Genomic DNA, 17,016 nt, shown 5'->3' on the forward strand with positions numbered 1-17,016 from the left:
TATGTTATTGTTGCGTAATGATAATATCCGTAATTTGTACTTCCTTCAGCTTGCCTTCTTGAAGAATGGCATTAATTTCGTTCATCATTCTGGCGTTAAAGGCATCCTGTCCCTGGCTGCCAGAGATCGCGTCAGGCGCTGTATCGGCCAGTGCTTTCACGATAATTGATTTTACGGTTGAGGTCAGAAACCCCAGTTCCTCTTTCACTTTCTCATTCTCTACGATCAGATCGAGATTCAGCTTAACAATGTAATCCAGATTGGACAAATTCGTAATGATTTCATTGACTTCTACCGTTAATTCCTTGCGTTCTTCTGCGGTTAATTGGGCAGGTTCTTCAATGGCAATCTCATTCCCATTGCTGCCAGAATCATCCTTGAGCATAAAATGATAGAGAGAGAAAGCGGCTACGGCAATAAGTGTAATGGATACAAGCACAATGATCAGAATGGGAACAAGTTTTTTCATTCCTCGGCCTCCTCCTCTTTATGGCGTAAGGCAGAGGCACCGACGAGTCCAATCTGACTCAGATATTGTCGAATTAAGCTTACCACATCTTCAACGGTTTCGAGAACAATAAATTTATTTCCTGTTGTCAGCGAAATAATGGTGTCTGGCGTGGCCTCAACCGTCTCAATGAACAAGGCATTAATCGACATTTTTCTTCCATTTAACCGAGTGACTGTAATCATCTGGTGCCCCCCTTAATCATCCAATTATCGTTTCAGATTGACGACTTCCTGCAGAATTTCATCAGAGGTTGTGATAATACGGGAGTTGGCCTGGAAGCCTCTCTGTGCCACAATCATCTCTGTGAATTCACCTGTCAAGTCAACATTCGACATTTCCAATTGTCCGGACACAATGGAACCCGTGCCGGTCTCGGCATCTGCTGGTGCACCGATAATATCAAGGACAGACTCCGCTTCCGCCTGGGCATTTGGCGTCAATCTGTACAAGCTGCCTCCCACTTTCTCCAGACCGCTCGGGTTTGTAATCTTGGCAACCCCGATCTGCGTATCCAGTGTTTCACTGGTGCCATCTGCGTTCACGGCGATAAATTGACCGTTCTGAGAGATGGAGAAAGCCGTTACTTCCTCTTCCAGCTGAATCGGTGCACCATCAGCACCTAGCACGAACATACCGTCTGCGTTGACGAGATTGCGGTTGGCATCAATAGTAAAGTTACCAGCTCGGGTAAGGAATGCATTCTCGCCATCTGCGTCCGCACTGACGACAAAGAATCCATCTCCGTTAATTCTCAAATCAGTTACCATACCCGTCGTCATCGCACTGCCGCCGGAATGAATGGTATCAATCGCAGAGATCGTAGAGCCAAGTCCAACCTGTTTGGCGTTGACGCCCCCTTTTTCATCGGTTGGAGCGGAAACACCGGAAATGGTTTGTGACAAAATATCCTGGAACATGACTCTGCTTCCCTTGAATCCGACCGTGTTAACATTGGAAATGTTGTTCCCGATAACGTCCAGCTTGGTTTGGAAACCTCTCATACCAGAAATTCCTGAGTACAAAGATCTTAGCATATTGTACTTCCTCCTCGATTCATGTTACATCCGTATCAATCGGTCAACGGATGTTGCGGGCCTCCTGTTCGGTCCAGCCCTTGTACTGCTATCCTGCTATCTAACGACTACGGCACTGTCGATCTGAGTAAATACGTGGTCTTGTAAAGATTGCTGATCCATGGCCGTCACGACGGTGTTGCTCTTCACATTGACAATAAAAGCGAGATTGTTCATCAGCAGCAGCGTATCCTTAGCGCCTTTTCCCGCCGCTTTCTGTACAGCTTGTTCCAGTTTCGTCCATTGTTCAGGCTGGATTCGGATTCCTCTTTGGGCCAGTCTCATTTCCGCATGATGGCTAAACTTGAGCAGTTTCTGATTGAGTACCTGTTGAAATGAATCTTGGGAATTCAGACTTGTAGAAGCGCCCTTCCCTTGCTGCTGATGTGGACGAATCGGAATGGGCGTCTGTGTGTACAAACTCCCGACCTTCACGCCATCAGCCAACGGACCCACTTCCTTCCCCTTCGGTTGCACCCGTGCTTGCCTCGCCAGATTCGCCAGATGATCCGCCCTCTGGTTCATTGTTCGGGTCTCCGAGTCCTGACAACGCAATCTTCACAATGGATTCAAGCGGTATATCCTGACCGTTGACATTCGCGTATTGCAGTCCCTGGCGCATGGTGATGCCTTCCACGACCCCGCTCTTCACTTCCTCGGCCATCTCGCTCTGATTCCACGAGGTGTAGCTAATTTCCTTGCCGATCAGATCTGAGCTGATTCCCATCGACTGTCTCAGCTTGCCAAGTTCCTCCGACATGTTCATAATCTGCTCGACGGAACTGAATTGGGCCATTTGAGCGATAAATTCACGATCTTGGAGAGGCTGCATCGGGTCCTGGTTTGCAAGTTGCGAAACCAATATCTGCAAAAACTCATCTTTGCCCAATGTGGATTTCGGCTCTCGCAGCTTCTCGATATTCGCTGTTGTATAGTTCGGCCACATCGCTTGTGCTCCGCTAATCGGTGACATGTTGTACCTCCTTTGCCTGTCTTTCTCCGTTCAATCAGGCTTTAGCCTGAAAAGTACTTCCATAATAAGAGGTGGATTCGCTGCGGATAACGGTTTCATCCCAATCAAATACGTCCACTTCTTCATAGGAGCCTTTCTTCAGCTTGGTCCCCTGTTGCTGAGCCTGTCCTTCTCTGGCAAATTGCTGCTGGTTCTGATTCAGGTTGCCGAAGAGACTGCTTTGGGTGACTTCGATCTTGTCCACCTGAATGCCTTGCTGCTGCAGCTGATGACGGAATTGAACCATCTGCTGTTCCAGTGCGTCTCTGCCCATAATCGTATCGGCTACAAACTGTGCGGTCATCATGCCATTTTGCATGCTGATTCTGACCTCAACGTGGCCGAGATGCTCTGGCATCAATCGAATCTTGGCTTCGGAAATCCCTTGCTGCTGCTGAAACTGCATGGAGCGCACCATTTTCATCATCTCATCCGCGAATTCCTTCACATTCATTTTGGCGGAAGAAGCTTGCTGCTCCGCTGAAGAGGAAGATATCTCGGTTGCTGGCGCTGCTTTTACCATTGTGTCGGCAAAGGCGACCTGAAGGGGTTTGCCCTGATTAGACTGTACTTCAGTTTGAATCACGGGTTCAGCTGTAGGTTGAATGTGTGCAGGCTGGTTTTTTGTTTGTTCTCCCTGCACAATCCCCGTCGCTATACCGGCGGCAGATTTGGCATCCTTGGACATTTCAGATCCTTGCGGTGCTTTCCCCTCTGCTTTACCTGCTTGATCATTCGCTGCAATGTTGGCTACCAGCTTGCTCAAGCGAGTCAGCCATTCCTGTTGCTGCTGATCACTCCAAGGGGTGGTTACCAGTTTGCTGACAATCGGATTTGTCTTCTCCAGATCGGCCAACCAAGTCTTCACTTCCTTCAAGAGGGACTCAGACCATTTCATCTGTTCCGCATGTCCTTCAACTTGACCCATGATCTGTTTCAATTGGGTATGTAACGTCTGAAGAGCCTGAAGCTCAGATGTCATCATGGTGTTCATGGATGAAGGAGTGCCAGCCAGATTTTCATGCAGGGACGTAGTGACAGGAGCAACGGTGCTTGCCATGTCCATCATCTTTTCCATGCTTTGCATCATGTGCTGAAGCATAGGGATGATAGCGGCCATCACTGCTTTCTGTTCTTCCCCGTTCGTTGCCATTTCCAACTGCTCCAGCAACGCTTGAAGTTGTGGCATCCAGGATTCCTGCGCCGTGAGCGATTCTGCAGTTCCTTCTTCTGTATGCAGTTCAGTCTGCAAAAGCTGCTGCAAGGCGTTAGGCAGGCTCAGACCTGGAAGGACAGCTTGCGTTGACATCGCGGTCATCGCCGTGAGCGAACCCGTTTGACCCATCGCTTGCTGGAACATCGACATGAAACCGATTGGAGCAGCATCACTTTGTCCAGACTGAGTCGTGGCGGTTTGCCCTGGCGTGACTGGTTTGGCTCCAGTTGCGAGTGCGAGTAGATTCATCGCGTTCATTTTCTCACCTCCTTTCATGGCGCATGATCAGTACCTTTCCTGATCAGCTAAGTTTTCTGGAAATCTCAGCAGCGGTTGTTTTCGATTCATCCGCAATCTCATCCAGAATTTCAGAACGACTGCCTACATTCATGACACGCAAAATATTGATCACTTTGTTCGGGTCTGAGGCATACATTTCCATCAGAACGGACGCAGCGCTCTTCGTGGACATGTTGGCAAAGGTCTGGCCCAGTTCTTCCATGGAAAACTTGGTTTCAGGCGTAAGGGCGCCTTCCTGAATATCCAGTCTGGCCTGCAAGGCCGCAATTTGCTGATCTTTTGCCGTGACTTCATCCTTCATTTGAATAGAAGCTTCGGCTGCAATGACCGGATTCATTTTTTCGAGAATCCGGGATTGATCATCAGAACCCATTTGATTCAGGATCAGCACCAGTTCGGGTGTGGTCAAATTTTCCATTATCGCAGCAGCTTTGCTCGCTGTCATATCTGCATAAACTTGCGCCAGATTGCTAATTCGGGTCTGGTATTCTTCATCCGTCTGCTGCTTGGTCGCAAGATCTTCCTGTAACTTCTCGATCTGCTCCCTCAGCTTCTCAATCTCACTATCTTTCCTTGTAATCACATCACGGCTATTGGAAATTTTGGTTTCCAGCTCCGCAATTTGCATAGCCAGCTGCTCTGGGCCCGCATCTGTGGTGACGGGATCTCCGTCTACCCCGTCAGGTTGTTCCTCATCCGCGTTCGTAGCGGGATCAGGCACAATCATATTGACCAGCGGGATGCTGTCGGCTACCCGGAGCAAGGAATTCATTACATTATAATTAAACATAGACAGGAGTACGACGGTCAGGATAGATGTAAATACGATTGGAATGAGAAATAAATACAGAAACCGCTCAAAGGCTCCGTATGAACTTTTCTCCTTCACCTCTAAATCTGCCACATGATCTCCCTCCCCTCCACCTGCTTCTCTTAGCCGTTTCGAACTGAAACGAGATCATCGAGTATAGCCTGTTCCTTCTTGATTGATTCTTTCATGTGGGTGTACAACGCCTTTTCTCTCGCTTTATTCCAGGTTTGCTCATTGATTTTTCTGGACTGCAATTCCCGCTGATGTTGATGAACCCGTTCAGTGGCATGCTGGACCGAATCGGACTGTGCCTGAATACGCACTTCCAGAAAAGCCAGATAATCCTGTAACCGCTGCAGTTCAGAAATGGAAGAACCTGAAGCGGAATGACTCAATATCTGTTCCTGTACCTGTCTTTTCTGTATGTAGAGTTGTTCCAGCGACGTCTCCTCTGATTGCAGCTGGTGCAACGAGGTTGAGAGCATCCATTGGGCTTGCTGGGTCTCATTTTCCTTCAAATCCACAATTTTTTGGTAAGGATAGCGAAACTTCAATTCCCATCATCCCCTTATAGAAATTGCTGAATCAACTGTGACCTTGCTTCTTCATAATCCACTTTATCGTCCACCTGCTGGGTGGTGAATGAACGGATTGTTTCGATATAGGACAAGGCGGTGTCAATCTCCGGATTCGAACCTGCCTGATAAGCGCCGATTTGAATCAGATCTTCGGATTGCGTATAAACGGAAAGCCATTTTTTCAATTGCTCGGCTGCCTTCTGATGTTCGCCAGGGGTGATTTCTTTCATCACCCGGCTAATGCTGGACAGTACATCGATGGCCGGGTAGTGACCCCGATTGGCCAGTGCCCTGCTCAGGACAATATGACCATCCAGAATGCCTCTTACCGTATCGGAGATCGGCTCGTTCATGTCATCCCCATCGACCAATACAGTGTAGAAGGCCGTAATGGAACCTTTTGATGAAGTACCCGCTCTCTCCAGCAACTTGGGCAAATTGGCAAATACAGAAGGGGTATATCCTCTCGTTGCCGGAGGCTCCCCTACAGCCAACCCCACTTCACGAAGCGCCATCGCATATCGGGTAACAGAGTCCATCATCAGCATGACATTCATGCCGCGATCTCGAAAATATTCGGCGATCGTCGTCGCGATGAGTGCTCCCTTCATGCGAAGCAGTGCAGGCTGATCAGATGTGGCTACGATTACGACCGATCGAGCCAGTCCCTCAGGACCCAGATCTCGTTCGATAAAATCCAGCACTTCCCGGCCTCTCTCCCCGATCAGGGCAATGACGTTAATGTCTGCCGAGGTATTTCTGGCAATCATGCCCATCAAGGTACTCTTTCCTACACCAGAGCCTGCGAAGATGCCGACCCGCTGGCCTTTTCCGATTGTCAATAATCCATCTATACATCGAACCCCTACGCTCATCGGCTCTTGTACGCGCGGACGCTGCAAAGGATTGCCAGGCTGATTATGCGTGGAGTAATGCATCATATGCTCAGGCAGCTTGCTGCCATCGAGCGGCTCACCTAACCCATTCAGCACCTTGCCGAGCAATTCATGACCGACTTTGACCGTGAGGGCATTGCCTGTATTCACCACATCACAGCCGGGGCCTACCGATTGCAGGTCTCCAAGAGGCATGAGCAGCAGACGATTGTCCCGAAAACCGACCACCTCGGCCGGGAGAGCATGTCCGGCACGCTGCGAGTAGATATAGCACACATCCCCGATATTGGCATCCGGGCCTTGTGACTCGACCATCAGTCCGATAATTTGCATGACTTTCCCGTTCATTCGAATCGGGTCCATACGCGCCAGTTTGCGAATATAAGGATCAGCCTTCAACGGTTTCATCATCCGCCTCATGCCCCTCTTGTGCTTCCATCGGAAGATGTTTGAGCACTTTTTTTATTTCCTCAAGCTGTGTAGTGATACTGGCATCCATACTTCCAAATGAGGTACGAACCATGCATCCCCCTTCTTCAATCGAAGGTTCTGGTATTACCTGGATTTCAGCCGGTTTGTCGAGAGATTGCTTCAGTTCATCCCGCGCCTCATACACCAAGGAATAGGAGGCTGGCGATACGTGAATGGTGATCAGTTCCTGTTCTCTGCAGCGTGCCAGAAGCGGCTTGATGATTTCAACGAGCCAGGCTGGATCTGCTTCAAGCTGTTTGCGGATGAGCTTTTCTGCAATCGCTGTACTCATATCAATGAGAAACGGCTGCGCTTCCTGGATGATCGATGCTTTGTGAAGATAGGCGGTTTGCAAGGTAGCCTGAATCTCCTGCATGACTTGTCCGTATTCCTCTTGGATGCGCTGAACCGCTTCTTCGCTTCCTTGCTGAAAGCCTTGCTCAAATCCTTCTTGACGCGCCTGCTCTCGCAGGTTCTCATCTTCGGATCGTTGCTGATCCCACCAGTCTTGTATGTCCAATTTGGCCTGCTCTTTCATTTCCTCGGACTCCAATCTAGCCTGATGAGTCCATTCCTGAGCGGCTTCCTCTGCCTGCTGCTTCAGTTGCTGCTGGAATTCCAGCACTTCCTGACGCAAATCCTCCGGTAAATCTTCCACGCTTTGTACGCTTTTCTTCTTCTCCACCTTCACTTCCGCATCTGCTCGGATCGGTGAGAAGGACAGGCTGGTCAGATCAATTTTTTTCTTGTCGGCAACAGGGGAGTATGCAGTCGATTTAATGAGATTAGACAATGATATCGTCTCCTCCACCACGTGCGATAATAATCTCTCCAGTTTCCTCCAGCTTGCGGATAATGGCTACGATGCGAGTTTGAGCTTCTTCCACGTCTCGCAATCGAACTGGACCCATAAATTCCATTTCTTCCTTGAAGGTATCCGCCATGCGCTTGGACATATTGCGGAAAATGACATCCCGTACATCGTCGCTGGAAACCTTGAGTGCAAGCTGCAAATCCGCATTCTCCACATCGCGGATGATGCGCTGGATGGAACGATTGTCGAGATTGACAATATCCTCGAATACGAACATCCGCTTTTTGATTTCCTCTGCCAGCTCGGGGTCCTGAATTTCCAGTGAATCGAGAATGGTACGCTCTGTTCCGCGATCGACCCCGTTCAGAATCTGTACGATAGACTCAATGCCACCTGCATTGGTGTAATCCTGCGTGACCGTTGCGGACAATTTCTGTTCCAGAATCCGCTCCACCTGGTTGATCACTTCCGGGGAGGTACTGTCCATCACGGCAATACGTTTTGCAACCTCAGCCTGCTTCTCCTGTGACAGGGAGGACAAGATCACAGACGCCTGATCAGGCGTCAGATAAGATAGAACCAAAGCAATCGTCTGGGCGTTCTCGTTCTGAATAAAGTTGAGAATTTGTCCCGGATCTGCTTTTCGTGCAAAATCGAACGGACGAACCTGCAATGTCGCGGTCAATCGATTCAAAATATCGACCGCTTTTTGACTGCCCAGCGCTTTTTCCAGGACATCCTTGGCATAAGTCAGTCCGCCCTGTGAAATATACTCCTGCGCCAGACAAATCTCATGAAATTCTGTTAGGATGGTTTCTTTATCTTCACTGGATACTTTGCGCACATTGGCGATTTCCAAGGTCAACTGTTCAATCTCTTCATCGCGAAGATGTTTGAATATCTCAGCCGATACCTCAGGCCCCAATGAAATTAATAGCAAAGCAGCCTTTTGTCTTCCAGTTAATCCCTGGTACGTCCTTGACATTCACGTGCACCTCTATTCATCCACTAACCAGGTTCTGAGCAGATTGACAAATTCCTCTGGTTTTTTCTTGGCCAGGGATTCCAACTGTTTGCGAACCTGTTGATCATGTGAAGCATTTTCGTAATCGATAGATGGAATTTCCATCGACGGTGTCGTTGTTGGAATCGGCTCTTCCGCCGACTCTTTCTTGCTGCGCCTGAAGACGAAAAATCCTCCGAATGCAATGAGTGCAAGTGCTGCAGCAGCCAAACCATAATACAAAAATGTACTTGTCTGGGATGGTGCCGGTATTTCCGTTCTCCCTTCAAATGTAGCCGGGAATACGGTGACTCGGTTGTTCAACTCATCCTGCGTAAAGGTCTGTCCACTGTTGGCCAGTGAAGTCCCTATAATAGTAGAAAGCATGTTTTTTATCTGATCCTGCATGGCTTCCGTAATCGGTTTCTCCTCAGTCGGTTCAAGCGCAACCGAGATCGTCAGATCCTGTACCACATATGGACTTGAACTAATGGACTGCGTAATCTCATTAACTTCATAGTTGGTTGTCTTGCTTACCTCTTCCGATTCGGACTTTCCGCTGTCGCTCTCCTGGTAGCCTGGCACATCGGTTCCGCCTGTACCCGGAACACCGGAAGGTGCGGCCCCATTCTCGCTGCTGAAAGATTTCTGTACTTCCTGAACACTGCGCTCAATGCCCTTCATTTGGTCTTTGTCTACCGGTTCAAACAGTTTCTCCTGTCTGTTACGCTGATCAAAGTTAATGCTGGACACGACGCTGACAACGACGCGATCCAGACCGATGATGGGTCTCAAGAATGCTTCCACATTCGTTTTGATCCCCGATTCATAGTCTTTCTTGATCTGCATCTGCTGTTCAATCGCATTCATCGCCTGTCCCACTCCGCCGTCGGATACATTGGAAGGCATCAGCTGAATGCCAGACTGGTCAATGATGGTAATATTTTCGGTAGGCAATTTATCCACACCTACGCTGGATCGAACCAGATTGTACATACTGTCGATCATGCTCTGATCTGGACGGAAATTTTCCTTGAACATGACGTGTACAGATGCGGAAGCCGTGTCTGCCTCGCCAGGTGCTGCAAATACCGAATCCTCCGGCATCGACAGGAGAACCAGGGAACGGGAAACGGTGGGATAGCTGTTAAGCAGCTTCTCGATTTCGCCCGCACGACCATCCACGCTTAGCAAATCAAATTCCTTGTCGGTCATACCAAAACCGGAAATATTATCCCGAAACAGACCAAAACCCTGCTTACCGCTTTGCACGAGATTCTGTGCAGCTACATCCACCTTTACCTCTGTAACCTGTGAACTGGGAACGGCGATGCTCGTTCCATCGGCTCCATATTGATAAGGAATCCCGGCGGTATCCAGGTAATCGGTCACTGCGGCCATGTCTGTCGCATCCAGATCATAGTAGGCCCATTTATATTCGGTTCGTGAGAAGTAGTAAACGAGCAAGCTCAAAGCCAATACGGTCAGTGCAAAGACTGAAATAATCATAATTTTTTGTGTACGACTAAACTGCATCCAATACTGCTTGGTATTCTCCCAATACCGGCTTAATGATTCGTTCATTTTTCACCTCTAAGTCTCTGCCCTCTCCATTTATATGGATGGTTCCATATTTCTACTCGGAGGATGCTATAGCTGTGTACGCATAATCTCCTGATATGCTTCCACGGCTTTATTCCGTACGTGAACAGCCAGTTCCAATCCAAGGGAAGCTTTTTGTGCAGCGATTGTGAGCTGGTGGACATCGGTCAGATCACCACGAACGAACTGGTCGGTAAGTACATTTACCTTGTTTTCCTGTGTGTTCAAATTCGTGATCGCCTGCTCCAGTGCACCTGCAAAGGCGTCAGACATTTGCCCGCCCATTTTGACCGCTCCCCCCTGATTCGGGAGTATACCATTCGAATATTGTAATGAACCTAATTTATCGATCATTCCACGTTGCCTCCTTCATCTATCTGCCAATCTCCAGTGCCTTCATGATCATCGACTTGGATGCATTCAAGGCAGTCACATTAGCTTCATACGCTCTTGTAGCGGATATCATATCGACCATTTCTTTTGCAATGTCTACATTCGGCAGCCAAACATTGCCGTTTTCATCTGCATCGGGATGGCTCGGATCATAGACGCTTTTGAACGGTGCCTGATCCTCAATAATTCGAGAGACACGTACCCCGTTGCCCGGCGCCTCTCCCTGTATTTCCTGATTCAGCATCTGGGCAAACTGTGATTGTCTTGGCTCCATGACAACCATCTTTCTCTGATAGGGAAGCCAGGTATCCCCGACCTTTTTCCCTCTAGTTGTCGTGGCATTCGCGATGTTGGAAGAAATAATATCCATGCGAAGACGCTGAGCAGTTAATGCAGATGCACTAGCATCAAACCCATTCGTCAATCTCATTATTTAACCCCTTCCTATAGCAGTTCGTATCATTTTCAGATCGTGATTCATTTGTTGAACGAGCGTATTGTAACGCAGCTGGTTTTTGGCCATCAGGGCCATTTCATAATCCATATCCACATTGTTTCCATTGTTATTGAAGGCAGTCGATTGATCCACCTCCACATTCTGCTGAGGCAAGCCGATGTTACCGATCGGAATATGTCTCTCGTTCGTACGCATGCCTGTCAATGTCTGACCGCCGTTCATCTGTTCGGCCAGCAATTGTTCAAACTTGACGTCTGAGCGCTTGAAGTTAGGCGTGTCCACATTGGCAATGTTATTTGCAATTACCTTTTGTCTTAACGCGGAAGCATCCAGCGTCGATTCGATGAGTGAGAGATGCCTCGTATTGAGCAGATCCATATGTGTCACCTACCTCGTAAAGTTCAGCTTTGTACACGTATTCAACATCCAACTCAGCTTTTCCTTCTTGATTCGACATTTTCGAAAAAATAATCGTTTTTCGTCCGAATTTGGAGGATTTGGACGGTATGAACCTACTATGACGGATTCTATTCTAGTTTACAATATGAAAATCGACCTATGTACCTAGATCTTCCTAGAACATCATTCCTATACTGGTTGATCCATCCATCCGTCCTCTATCGAGACCGTCTTGCCCGCATTTCACAGCAAAAAGCCCCAGATTCCCACTGATGATACAGTGACATTCTGTGGCTGATGATGATGGATACATAGAGGTTTACAGATACAATGACTGGTTTGCCATTAGGCCTGGCGGCTTTTCTCCAGCTCCTGGAGAAGCTGCGCGTTCAATATGCGAATATAGGTGCCTTTCATCCCGAGCGATTTGGTTTCTACTACGCCTGCACTCTCCAGCTTGCGCAGCGCATTGACGATGACGGAACGGGTGATGCCTGCACGATCCGCAATTTTACTGGCGACGAGCAGCCCTTCCTTTCCTTCCAGTTCCTCGAATATATGCTCCACAGCTTCGGTCTCGCTGTAAGAGAGGGAGTTCACCGCTACGTGCACAATTGCTTTATTACGCGCTTCTTTCTGTAATTCTTCTGTCTTCTCTCTCAGTATTTCCATTCCAACAATGGTGGAACCGTATTCTGCCAGGATTAAATCGTCTTCGACAAATGGCTTCTCCTTGCGAATGAGCACTAACGTCCCCAGACGTTCTCCGGAACCGATAATCGGAATCAGCGTCAAGTGCTTTTCGGCAATCATGTTCATAAATGCCTCGTCTTCCGAAACGATGGAAGATATCTCCTGATTCGTAACCGTTTCCTGAATGGTCAGCAGGAGATCATTATAAGCGGGAAGCAACCTTCTCTCCTCACCCAATTGCTGTGATAGTTCGTGCGAGGTTAACGGATCGGCAATTGCACCGCCCAGGATTTTGCCTCTGCGGCTGATCACATAGACGTTGGACAGGATGGTGTCTCTGAGTACCTCAGCCATTTCAGTGAAATTCACTGCTTTTCCTGCTGCTTTTTGCAGAAGTCGATTTAACCTCCTTGTTTTCGATAACAAATTCATCTACATTTCCTCCTACTTATCTGTGCCGCTCTTTCTACAATATATACTGACTCAAATCCCGATTTTGGACGATACCTGACAATTTTTCATTTACGTACTCCGCTGTAATCGTGAAATGCTCCAGTTGCAGCTCCGGTGCTTCGAATGACAAGTCTTCCAGCAACTTTTCCAAAATCGTATGCAGCCTGCGGGCGCCAATATTGTCCGTATTTTGATTCACTTCGACGGCAATCCTCGCGATTTCCTGAATCGCTTGCTCAGAAAATTCAATGCGGATGCCTTCCGTTTCCAGCAGGGATGTGTACTGTTTGGTCAACGCATTTTTGGGTTCTGTCAGAATACAGATAAAGTCTTCCATCTTCAGGCTGCTCAATTCAACCCGAATCGGAAAGCGACCCTGCAGCTCCGGAATCAGGTCAGACGGCTTGGAGATATGGAATGCGCCTGCTGCCATAAACAAGATATAGTCGGTTTTGACCGGTCCGTACTTGGTCATGACCGTAGACCCTTCTACAATAGGCAAGATATCCCGCTGAACGCCCTCTCTGGATACATCCGGTCCGCTGCCTTTGCCTGCGGTCGCAATTTTGTCTATTTCATCAATGAAAATGATACCACTCTGTTCAGCTCGGGTGACGGACTCCTGAATGACTTCATCCATATCAATCAGTTTAGCCGCTTCTTCCTGGATTAACACCTTTCTTGCTTCTTTTACCGGAAGCTTGCGTCTTTTCGTTTTTTTCGGAAGCATGTTGCCGAACATTTCCTGCATGTTCATGCCCATTTGTTCATTACCCTGTCCGGCGAACAGATCAAACATGGAAGGGGAATGATCCTCCACTTCAATCTCAATCACCTCATCCTCCAGTTGACCCATTTCCAACTGTTGGCGTCTTTGATCCCGTTTCTGCTTCAGATCCATCGGCTCTTCCGTTTCCGGTTCCTCCTGCTGTTGCTGACCAAACAGCATTTCAAGCGGATTTTTCATCCCTTTCGATTTTTGAGGGGAAGGACTAAGCAGTTTCACAATGCGTTCCTCTGCCATGCGCTTCGCCTGATCCTGAACCGTCTCCATCTTTTCCAGCTTCACCATTCGGATCGCCGTCTCAACCAGATCACGCACCATCGACTCGACATCACGTCCAACATAGCCAACTTCGGTAAACTTGGTAGCTTCCAGCTTTACGAATGGAGCCTGCACTAATTTTGCCAGTCTGCGCGCGATCTCCGTTTTCCCTACACCGGTCGGGCCGATCATCAATATATTTTTGGGCACAATCTCATCCCGCATCTCTTCATCCAGTCGACTGCGGCGATAGCGGTTCCGTAGTGCCAGTGCCACAGATTTCTTCGCCTTTTTTTGACCAATGATGTATTTATCCAATTCCGACACAATTTCTCGAGGTGTCAAAGCTTGCTGTTGAATACTCATGACTGATCCCCTCCGCTCGTACTGACTTCCTCAATGATAATTTGATGATTGGTATAGACACAGATATCCGCAGCTGTGTTCAAGGCCGCCTCCGCAATCTCCCTTGCGGTCAAATGACCAGCGTATTGCTTCAGAGCCCGGCCAGCTGCCAGAGCAAAGCTGCCGCCTGACCCAATAGCCAGAATTCCGTCATCCGGTTCAATGATCTCGCCATTTCCGGAAATGAGCAGCAAGTGTTCTTCATCCATGACGATCATCATGGCTTCCAGCTTCCGAAGAACGCGATCAGAACGCCAATCCTTGGCCAGTTCAACAGCCGCACGCTGCAAATGTCCGTGATGCTCCTCCAGCTTGCCTTCAAATTTCTCGAACAGGGTGATGGCATCTGCAACCGAGCCTGCAAATCCGGCTACTACTTTTCCTCTGTACAGTCTTCGCACTTTTTTGGCAGCCTGCTTCATGACCATCGTATTGGAAAAGGTGACCTGTCCATCCCCTGAGATGGCGCCCTTTCCTTGATGACGGATGGCAAAAATCGTCGTTGCATGAAACGTTTGATCCATAGGGTATGTGCTCTTCCTTTCTTTCCCGTCCCGGCCTTATGCTCGGGGATGGGCCTGATTATATATACTTTGCAAGTGATCTTTCGTCACGTGTGTGTAAATTTGGGTCGTGGATAAATTGACGTGCCCAAGCAGTTCCTGGACGGTTCGCAAGTCTGCTCCCGCCTCCAGCAAATGCGTCGCAAAAGAATGTCGAAACGTATGCGGACTGACACGATTGATTTCAGCCAGGCGATCCACATAGCGATCCAGCACTCTGCGGATACTGCGATCTGTCAGTCTCGTTCCTCGGTAATTGAGAAATACAGCCTCTGTTTCAGCCTGTTTCAAATGCTGTTTGCGTCCATCCTGCAAATACGTTTGCAGCGCTTCCACGGCATGATCGCCAATCGGAACGTATCGTTCCTTGGCTCCCTTTCCATAAACAAGGGCCACGCCCGTATTTAAATCAAGATGCTGCACATTCAGCCCTTGGCATTCACTGACCCGCATCCCGCTTGCGTACAGCAACTCCATAATGGCGCGATCCCGCTGTCCGATCGCATCCTGGTGATCCGGCAAGTTAAGCAAAGACTCGATCTCTGCGGGATACAGAAACTTGGGCAGTTTCTTCTCCAGCTTCGGTGTCTTCAGAAGCTCAAGCGGACTATGTTCAATGACCGATTCCCGAATAAGGAATCGATAAAACGTACGCAGGGCGGACAGCTTACGAGCAATGGAACGTCTCGCATAAGATTCCTGGTGCAATGTCGCCAAATAGCTCCGTACGTCCAAATAAGAAACAGCAGCAAATCGCACGATGCGACGCTGCCTGAGATAACGGTCAAAGTGAAGAATATCCTTCACATAGTGATGGATGGTATGACTGGATGCATGCTTCTCGGCCTGCAAATAGTGAACAAACTGATCAATCCAGTGATCATTGTGTAAACCTGATCCCTCTTTGGTTTCCGTCACAAGTCATTCCTCCATTCCTCACTTCAAGCCATTTGTTATCTGTCTGCCGCGGATCAATCGCTAGACTGTTCCTCCAGGGTTTCCAGAAAACGATCGATCGCCTGCATGGACCGTTCCGCGATTTTTTCGTTTTTCATCTTCTTGTTGCGAATGCGCTCATTCAACTGCGGGAACAGTCCGAAGTTCACATTCATCGGCTGAAAATTCGTGAATTCAGCGGTTGTAATATAATACGCGAGGCTTCCCAGGGCGGTTTCACGCGGTAGTACAACCGGTTCTTTACCGACCACTGTTCGAGAAGCATTCAGACCAGCGATCAAACCGGATGCTGCCGATTCCACATACCCTTCCACACCGGTCATTTGTCCAGCAAAGAAAAGCTGCGGGTTCTGCTTAAACTGATAAGTCTGCTCCAGCAACTTGGGAGAATTGATAAAGGTATTGCGATGCATAACGCCATAGCGTACGATCTCCGCTTCCTCCAATCCCGGAATCAGGGAAAAGACTCGCTTCTGCTCTCCCCATTTGAGATGTGTCTGGAAGCCGACCATATTGTACAGCGTTCCGGCTGCATTATCCTGTCTGAGCTGAATGACGGCATGAGGAATCACACCGGTTCTGGGATCGACAAGTCCCACTGGCTTCATCGGGCCAAATAGAACCGTCTGCTTGCCTCGCTTCGCCATGACTTCAATCGGCATACAGCCTTCGAAGAACACTTCCTTCTCAAATTCTTTGAGCGGAGCGGTCTCAGCCGTAATCAAAGCTTCATAGAAGCGATCAAACTCCTCTTCGTTCATCGGACAATTCAGATAAGCGGCATCGCCTTTGTCATACCGTGATGCCAGGAATACCTTCTCCATATCAATGGAATCTTTCTCGAGAATAGGAGCGGCCGCATCATAGAAGTACAAATACTCCTCACCCGTCAGTTTGCGCAGCTGCTCAGACAATTCCGGCGAGGTCAGCGGGCCCGTTGCGACCAGTGTCACACCGTCATTTGGCAGCTCTGTCATTTCTTCATTTTTGACCGTGATTAGCGGGTGGTTGCGCAGCGTTTGGGTCACTTCCCCTGTGAACCCATCCCGATCGACTGCGAGGGCGCCACCAGCTGGTACCGCATGCTTATCTGCCGCCGACAGAATCAGCGAATCGAACTTCCTCATTTCTTCCTTCAATACGCCCACCGCGTTCGTGATGGCATTGGACCGAAGGGAGTTGCTGCATACCAGTTCGGCAAACTGATCGGTATGATGAGCTGGTGTCTGACGAACGGGACGCATTTCATACAGCGTGACGGGTACGCCTCTTTTGGCAATCTGCCAAGCCGCCTCACTTCCTGCAAGACCTGCGCCGATAACCGTCACACCTTTTGAATGATTAGACAATGAATGGTACCTCCT

The 17,016-nt window shown here is 48.8% G+C and carries 20 protein-coding genes; all 20 read right to left on the bottom strand.

The features are described 5' to 3' along the window. Window positions 1-4: 4 nt before the first annotated feature. The 20 genes from ACFSUC_RS00560 to trmFO all read right to left on the bottom strand — a co-directional run bounded on the left by ACFSUC_RS00560 (window position 5) and on the right by trmFO (window position 17,001). Window positions 5-469 (bottom strand): flagellar basal body-associated FliL family protein, encoded by a 465-nt coding sequence (locus ACFSUC_RS00560; protein WP_379927438.1) that lies wholly within the window; start codon window positions 467-469, stop codon window positions 5-7. Next, window positions 466-693: a flagellar FlbD family protein gene (locus tag ACFSUC_RS00565; protein WP_379927439.1), complete on the bottom strand. Its 228-nt coding sequence runs from the start codon at window positions 691-693 to the stop codon at window positions 466-468. Before ACFSUC_RS00565 ends, ACFSUC_RS00560 begins: the two co-directional genes overlap by 4 nt. Before the next feature lie 24 nt (window positions 694-717). Continuing rightward, window positions 718-1,545 carry a flagellar basal body rod protein FlgG gene (gene flgG, locus ACFSUC_RS00570; protein WP_379927440.1) on the bottom strand — a complete coding sequence of 276 codons (828 nt, stop codon included), beginning with the start codon at window positions 1,543-1,545 and terminating at the stop codon, window positions 718-720. A gap of 96 nt (window positions 1,546-1,641) precedes the next feature. Then, window positions 1,642-2,031 (bottom strand): TIGR02530 family flagellar biosynthesis protein, encoded by a 390-nt coding sequence (locus ACFSUC_RS00575; RefSeq protein ID WP_379927441.1) that lies wholly within the window; start codon window positions 2,029-2,031, stop codon window positions 1,642-1,644. Continuing rightward, window positions 2,024-2,557, bottom strand: a complete 534-nt coding sequence (locus ACFSUC_RS00580; protein WP_379927442.1) for a flagellar hook capping FlgD N-terminal domain-containing protein — start codon at window positions 2,555-2,557, stop codon at window positions 2,024-2,026. Before ACFSUC_RS00580 ends, ACFSUC_RS00575 begins: the two co-directional genes overlap by 8 nt. Before the next feature lie 34 nt (window positions 2,558-2,591). Continuing rightward, a complete protein-coding gene (locus ACFSUC_RS00585) occupies window positions 2,592-4,070 on the bottom strand; it encodes a flagellar hook-length control protein FliK (protein ID WP_379927443.1) in 1,479 nt (492 codons plus the stop codon). 43 nt (window positions 4,071-4,113) lie between these two features. After that, entirely contained in the window at window positions 4,114-5,016 is a 903-nt protein-coding gene (locus ACFSUC_RS00590; RefSeq protein WP_379927444.1) for a MotE family protein, read from the bottom strand. A gap of 29 nt (window positions 5,017-5,045) precedes the next feature. Beyond that, entirely contained in the window at window positions 5,046-5,477 is a 432-nt protein-coding gene (gene fliJ, locus ACFSUC_RS00595; protein WP_379927445.1) for a flagellar export protein FliJ, read from the bottom strand. 14 nt (window positions 5,478-5,491) lie between these two features. Continuing rightward, entirely contained in the window at window positions 5,492-6,805 is a 1,314-nt protein-coding gene (gene fliI / locus ACFSUC_RS00600; RefSeq protein ID WP_379927646.1) for a flagellar protein export ATPase FliI, read from the bottom strand. Next, window positions 6,786-7,661 carry a FliH/SctL family protein gene (locus ACFSUC_RS00605; protein ID WP_379927446.1) on the bottom strand — a complete coding sequence of 292 codons (876 nt, stop codon included), beginning with the start codon at window positions 7,659-7,661 and terminating at the stop codon, window positions 6,786-6,788. Before ACFSUC_RS00605 ends, fliI begins: the two co-directional genes overlap by 20 nt. Then, a complete protein-coding gene (gene fliG / locus ACFSUC_RS00610; protein ID WP_379927447.1) occupies window positions 7,654-8,667 on the bottom strand; it encodes a flagellar motor switch protein FliG in 1,014 nt (337 codons plus the stop codon). The genes ACFSUC_RS00605 and fliG overlap by 8 nt, the downstream gene beginning before the upstream one ends. A 12-nt stretch (window positions 8,668-8,679) precedes the next feature. Continuing rightward, window positions 8,680-10,269, bottom strand: coding sequence for a flagellar basal-body MS-ring/collar protein FliF (fliF, locus tag ACFSUC_RS00615; protein WP_379927448.1), 1,590 nt, complete (start codon window positions 10,267-10,269; stop codon window positions 8,680-8,682). Between the two features lie 66 nt (window positions 10,270-10,335). After that, window positions 10,336-10,641, bottom strand: a complete 306-nt coding sequence (gene fliE, locus ACFSUC_RS00620) for a flagellar hook-basal body complex protein FliE (RefSeq protein ID WP_379927449.1) — start codon at window positions 10,639-10,641, stop codon at window positions 10,336-10,338. Window positions 10,642-10,660: 19 nt separating this feature from the next. Continuing rightward, a complete protein-coding gene (flgC, locus tag ACFSUC_RS00625) occupies window positions 10,661-11,110 on the bottom strand; it encodes a flagellar basal body rod protein FlgC (RefSeq protein WP_379927450.1) in 450 nt (149 codons plus the stop codon). Between the two features lie 3 nt (window positions 11,111-11,113). After that, complete coding sequence (gene flgB / locus ACFSUC_RS00630; protein WP_379927451.1) at window positions 11,114-11,515, bottom strand: flagellar basal body rod protein FlgB; 402 nt, start codon at window positions 11,513-11,515, stop codon at window positions 11,114-11,116. Window positions 11,516-11,881: 366 nt separating this feature from the next. After that, window positions 11,882-12,661, bottom strand: coding sequence for a GTP-sensing pleiotropic transcriptional regulator CodY (codY, locus tag ACFSUC_RS00635; protein WP_379927452.1), 780 nt, complete (start codon window positions 12,659-12,661; stop codon window positions 11,882-11,884). Between the two features lie 34 nt (window positions 12,662-12,695). Further along, the gene (gene hslU / locus ACFSUC_RS00640) at window positions 12,696-14,087 is read right to left on the bottom strand and encodes an ATP-dependent protease ATPase subunit HslU (RefSeq protein ID WP_379927647.1); all 1,392 of its coding nucleotides are present in this window, start codon (window positions 14,085-14,087) and stop codon (window positions 12,696-12,698) included. Window positions 14,088-14,089: 2 nt separating this feature from the next. Beyond that, window positions 14,090-14,656, bottom strand: a complete 567-nt coding sequence (gene hslV, locus ACFSUC_RS00645; protein ID WP_379927453.1) for an ATP-dependent protease subunit HslV — start codon at window positions 14,654-14,656, stop codon at window positions 14,090-14,092. A gap of 36 nt (window positions 14,657-14,692) precedes the next feature. Further along, window positions 14,693-15,613 carry a tyrosine recombinase XerC gene (xerC, locus tag ACFSUC_RS00650; protein ID WP_379927454.1) on the bottom strand — a complete coding sequence of 307 codons (921 nt, stop codon included), beginning with the start codon at window positions 15,611-15,613 and terminating at the stop codon, window positions 14,693-14,695. Between the two features lie 53 nt (window positions 15,614-15,666). Beyond that, window positions 15,667-17,001, bottom strand: coding sequence for an FADH(2)-oxidizing methylenetetrahydrofolate--tRNA-(uracil(54)-C(5))-methyltransferase TrmFO (trmFO, locus tag ACFSUC_RS00655; RefSeq protein ID WP_379927455.1), 1,335 nt, complete (start codon window positions 16,999-17,001; stop codon window positions 15,667-15,669). Window positions 17,002-17,016 lie beyond the last annotated feature (15 nt).

This window comes from Marinicrinis sediminis (genome assembly GCF_042685085.1).
Taxonomy (GTDB): Bacteria; Bacillota; Bacilli; order Paenibacillales; family KCTC-33676; genus Marinicrinis; species Marinicrinis sediminis.

Bases quoted from the DNA above. Each gene is read 5' to 3' on its own strand.
- flgC (WP_379927450.1), bottom strand. From the start codon at position 11,110: ATGAGATTGACGAATGGGTTTGATGCTAGTGCATCTGCATTAACTGCT.
- fliI (WP_379927646.1), bottom strand. From the start codon at position 6,805: ATGAAACCGTTGAAGGCTGATCCTTATATTCGCAAACTGGCGCGTATG.
- flgB (WP_379927451.1), bottom strand. From the start codon at position 11,515: ATGGATCTGCTCAATACGAGGCATCTCTCACTCATCGAATCGACGCTG.
- hslV (WP_379927453.1), bottom strand. From the start codon at position 14,656: ATGGATCAAACGTTTCATGCAACGACGATTTTTGCCATCCGTCATCAA.
- ACFSUC_RS00580 (WP_379927442.1), bottom strand. From the start codon at position 2,557: ATGTCACCGATTAGCGGAGCACAAGCGATGTGGCCGAACTATACAACA.
- ACFSUC_RS00560 (WP_379927438.1), bottom strand. From the start codon at position 469: ATGAAAAAACTTGTTCCCATTCTGATCATTGTGCTTGTATCCATTACA.
- fliF (WP_379927448.1), bottom strand. From the start codon at position 10,269: ATGAACGAATCATTAAGCCGGTATTGGGAGAATACCAAGCAGTATTGG.
- fliG (WP_379927447.1), bottom strand. From the start codon at position 8,667: ATGTCAAGGACGTACCAGGGATTAACTGGAAGACAAAAGGCTGCTTTG.
- ACFSUC_RS00565 (WP_379927439.1), bottom strand. From the start codon at position 693: ATGATTACAGTCACTCGGTTAAATGGAAGAAAAATGTCGATTAATGCC.
- codY (WP_379927452.1), bottom strand. From the start codon at position 12,661: ATGAATTTGTTATCGAAAACAAGGAGGTTAAATCGACTTCTGCAAAAA.
- ACFSUC_RS00585 (WP_379927443.1), bottom strand. From the start codon at position 4,070: ATGAACGCGATGAATCTACTCGCACTCGCAACTGGAGCCAAACCAGTC.
- flgG (WP_379927440.1), bottom strand. From the start codon at position 1,545: ATGCTAAGATCTTTGTACTCAGGAATTTCTGGTATGAGAGGTTTCCAA.
- fliE (WP_379927449.1), bottom strand. From the start codon at position 10,641: ATGATCGATAAATTAGGTTCATTACAATATTCGAATGGTATACTCCCG.